Here is a 3,893-nt window from a genome sequence, read left to right as displayed (position 1 = left end):
CCTTTTTGCCACTCATCGGCTTAACCACTTCTTGCTCCGACTCGCCCCCATGCCCTCTCCGGAAAACTCGCTGTGGGCTCGTTTTCCGAGCCTCCCCGCTTCGCCGGGGCTGCGAAGCTGGTGGTGGGAACGGTCTGCTATTGATGCGACCTGCGGATCACTCGTCGGTGACGCAGCCTTCGCTGGCGCTCTTGACGTTCTTGATGTACTTGTACAACGTGCCTCGGGTTGCCTTCAGTGGCGGTGCCGTCCACGCTTCGCGGCGTTTGGCAAGTTCCGCTTCGTCGACGTCCACGTCAAGACGATTGGTTTCGGCATCGATCGTGATCGTATCACCGTCTTGAACCAGAGCGATCGGGCCGCACTCTTGCGCTTCCGGCGTGATGTGCCCGACGATAAATCCGTGGCTGCCACCGCTGAATCGCCCATCGGTCAAAAGTGCCACATCGGATCCGAGTCCGGCACCCATGATGGCGCTGGTCGGAGTCAACATTTCCGGCATGCCGGGGCCGCCCTTGGGACCTTCGTACCGGATCACGACGACATCGCCCTTTTGGATTTTCTTTTCCTCCAGTGCATGCAGCATGTCTTCTTCGCTGTCAAAGACACGTGCCGGGCCGCTGAACTGCAGCCCTTCTTTGCCGGTGATCTTGGCCACCGCGCCGTCGGGCGACAGCGTTCCACGCAAGATGCGGATGTGACCGGTCTTTTTGATCGGTTCCTTGGTCGAGTGAACAATTCGTTGCCCCTCTTTCAAATCGGGCAATGACTCGAGGTTCTCTGCCAGCGTTTTGCCGGTCACGGTCATGCACGATCCGTCGATCAGTCCTTCTTTGAGCAAGTATTTCATCACCGCGGGGGTGCCACCGACCGAGTGCAAATCTTCTTGCACAAACTTGCCGCTTGGTTTTAGGTCGGCGAGGAATGGGATGCGGTCGCTAACACTTTGGAAGTCGTCGATCGTCAGCGATACGTCGACGGCGCGAGCCATTGCGATCAAGTGCAACACGGCATTGGTGCTGCCGCCGAGTGCCATCACAGTGACCATCGCGTTTTCGAACGCGGTGCGGGTCATGATGTCACGTGGCTTCAGATCGAGCTTCAACAGTTCCAAGATCGCATGGCCTGCGTGCCGGCACTCTTCCTTTTTCTCGGGATCCACCGCAGGGATGCTGGCCGAATACGGCAGCGACATACCCAAGGCTTCGATTGCCGAGGCCATTGTGTTGGCGGTGTACATCCCACCGCACGCTCCGGCACCGGGACAGCTATGACGAACGATCTCTTTGCGTTCTTCTTCGTTGATCTGTCCAGCAATGAATTGGCCGTAACACTGGAATGCACTGACGATATCGAGGTTTTCGTCTTTGAAACGTCCCGGCTTGATCGTCCCGCCGTAGACCATGATCGAGGGGCGGTTCAGCCGTCCCATCGCGATCAAGCATCCGGGCATGTTCTTGTCACATCCCGGCAGCGCGATCAGCGCGTCGTACCACTGCGCGCCCATGATCGTTTCGATCGAATCGGCGATCAAATCACGGCTTTGCAGCGAATAGCTCATCCCCTCGGTGCCCATCGAGATGCCGTCGCTGACCCCGATCGTGTTGAACCGCATGCCGACCAGCCCCGCGTCGACGACACCCTTTTTGACCTCGGCGGCCAAATCCAATAGGTGCATGTTACAGCTGTTGCCTTCGTACCAAACGCTTCCGATACCGACTTGCGGCTTATTCATGTCTTCGGAAGTCATCCCGGTGGCGTACAGCATCGCTTGGGATGCACCTTGGCTTTTGGGCTGGGTGATGTGTTGGCTGTACTTGTTTAGCGGAGCATTCATGGCCGGTGGAAATACGCAGTGCAGGAGGAATGGGGGAGAAACGTCAACAAGCGAAGAGAGGTTTTTGCGGGGGTGAGTTCGCGTTCTCTGGCAGACGAAATCTGCGTCGATTTGCCGACTTCACAAGCCACCGATTATGATCTTCAGCGAGCGTTTCACAACGGGACGGCGAAGCGAACTTTCTGGGAGTAGACAAAATGGTGCATTTTTCGTGGTTTTTGCTGGCGTTGACGATTCTTACCAGCGGTTTCACGCTTGGCATTCGCGAGACGTTTGCGGACGATTTTCAGCTAAAGTCGATGTCGCTGTTCGACGGTGACACCTTGGCGGGATGGGAAGGAAACGCCTATTGGTTCCGCATCGAAGACGATGCGATCGTTGCCGGACGGCTGGATGAGAAGATTCCGCATAACCAATTCTTGTGCACCATGCAGCGATTTGCCGACTTTGATCTGCGATTGGAAGCCAAGTTGGTCTCGCCCAACGAAGCCCAGACCAGCGAGAGCCAGACCAGCGAGAGCCAGACCCGCGAAGATCCGACCCGTGACAAGAAAAAGCCGTCGCTGAACGCGGGAGTCCAGTTCCGAACCAAACGCATTCCTGGTGATACCGAGGTGTCGGGCTATCAAGCCGATATGGGATGGATTGGCGAACGGTCGATTTGGGGAGCGTTGTATGACGAATCGCGACGCCGAAAATTTTTGGCCGAACCCGCCGCGGATTTGCCCCAAGACCTTGTCAAAGCAAACGACTGGAATTCGATTCGTATCCGCTGCGAAGGTCCGCGAATCCAAATTTTTATCAATGGCGTGCAAACGGTTGATTACACCGAAACCGACGATGCGATCGCTCGCGACGGGATCATCGGGCTGCAAATTCACAGCGGTCCCCCGGCCGAAGCCCACTACCGAAACATCCGCATCCGCAATTTAACGGGCGGCTAAGCAACGTCGCGGATCGCTCGGCCATCTTGTGTTTTTCCTTTTCCCCCAATGATCGCGGAGCGATCAACGACATTCATATGAACATTGAATTTGTTTACTTCGATCTTGGCAATGTGATCGTTTCGTTTGACCCAAACATCGCGGTCGGCAACGTGGCAAGCCGCTTTGGGGTGGATGTCGCGTTGGCGGAACAGGCGATTTACCGGAGCGGCCTGCAGGATCGATTCGAGCATGGGCACGTCACAGGCGAGGAATATGCTGCGATTGTGCGTGATACGCTGGCTGTTTCAGATGTTCAAATGCCGACCGCCGCCCTGCTTGACGCGATCAGCGACATGTTCAAACCGATCGAATCGATGCGAAATACGGTCACGCAGGTCCACGAATCGGGAACACGCTACGGATTGCTATCGAACACCTGTCACGCTCATTGGGACTGGATCGCCCGACAAACGTGGCAGGTCTCGTCACTAAAGTGGCCTGTTCGTGTGTTGAGTTGCGAAGTCAGCTCGATGAAGCCCGATGGTGGGATTTATCAGGTGGCCGAAAAATTGGCCGGCGTTGCCCCCGAGGCGATCCTGTTTCTCGACGACAAACCAGAGAATGTCGCCGCAGCAATCGATCGAGGTTGGAAAGCGGTCCAGTGCTTCGGGGGCGAGCAAGCGGTGGACGCACTCAAAAAGTATGGAGTGATCGCTTAGCCGATTCGCGGACCGGGCTGCCGATCGCAGTTCCCGCTCGCTAAATAGGGGGTGCCCTTCGGCTGTGCCCAGGCGCGTGGACGTCGTATGATGAGGTCACGCAACGACTCCCGCTCTTTTTTCTTTTTGATTTCGTATCAACTGCAATGGCACAGCTGGCAACCCCCCCATCGATCCCGATTCATTCCACGCCTCCTCGTCCCGTTGCCGTCATCGATATCGGGGCAACCAGCGTTCGCATGGCGATTGCTGAAATCCATGCTGATGGCGAAGTCCGCACGCTCGATACGTTGGTCCAGCCGGTCGATTTGGGACGAGAAGCGTTTGACGTCCGGCGATTCTCGCGAGGCACCATCGAAAAGGTCGCTGGGATCCTGAAAAAGTACCAGCGAGTGCTACAGGAATACGGTA

The 3,893-nt window shown here is 56.6% G+C and carries 3 protein-coding genes and 1 pseudogene; 3 read left to right on the top strand and 1 reads right to left on the bottom strand.

Annotated features, from left to right (window positions below; genetic code table 11):
* Positions 1-157 precede the first annotated feature (157 nt).
* Positions 158-1,837 carry a dihydroxy-acid dehydratase gene (gene ilvD / locus RMSM_RS15895; protein WP_008698104.1) on the bottom strand — a complete coding sequence of 560 codons (1,680 nt, stop codon included), beginning with the start codon at positions 1,835-1,837 and terminating at the stop codon, positions 158-160.
* A 197-nt stretch (positions 1,838-2,034) separates the two neighbouring features.
* Between ilvD and RMSM_RS15890 the strand changes: the two genes are divergently transcribed.
* The 3 genes and pseudogenes from RMSM_RS15890 to RMSM_RS15880 form a co-directional block, all read left to right on the top strand.
* Complete coding sequence (locus tag RMSM_RS15890) at positions 2,035-2,781, top strand: 3-keto-disaccharide hydrolase (protein WP_008698103.1); 747 nt, start codon at positions 2,035-2,037, stop codon at positions 2,779-2,781.
* A gap of 77 nt (positions 2,782-2,858) precedes the next feature.
* Positions 2,859-3,482: an HAD family hydrolase gene (locus tag RMSM_RS15885; RefSeq protein WP_040767306.1), complete on the top strand. Its 624-nt coding sequence runs from the start codon at positions 2,859-2,861 to the stop codon at positions 3,480-3,482.
* A gap of 146 nt (positions 3,483-3,628) precedes the next feature.
* Positions 3,629-3,893, top strand: a pseudogene (locus tag RMSM_RS15880) (Ppx/GppA phosphatase family protein); the annotation flags it as partial.

The sequence above is a fragment of the Rhodopirellula maiorica SM1 genome (assembly GCF_000346295.1).
In the GTDB taxonomy this organism is placed as follows: Bacteria; Planctomycetota; Planctomycetia; order Pirellulales; family Pirellulaceae; genus Novipirellula; species Novipirellula maiorica.
Note: the sequence above shows the minus strand (reverse complement) of the source record. Positions and strands in the feature narration are given on the sequence as shown.

Bases quoted from the DNA above. Each gene is read 5' to 3' on its own strand.
- RMSM_RS15890 (WP_008698103.1), top strand. From the start codon at position 2,035: ATGGTGCATTTTTCGTGGTTTTTGCTGGCGTTGACGATTCTTACCAGC.
- ilvD (WP_008698104.1), bottom strand. From the start codon at position 1,837: ATGAATGCTCCGCTAAACAAGTACAGCCAACACATCACCCAGCCCAAA.
- RMSM_RS15885 (WP_040767306.1), top strand. From the start codon at position 2,859: ATGAACATTGAATTTGTTTACTTCGATCTTGGCAATGTGATCGTTTCG.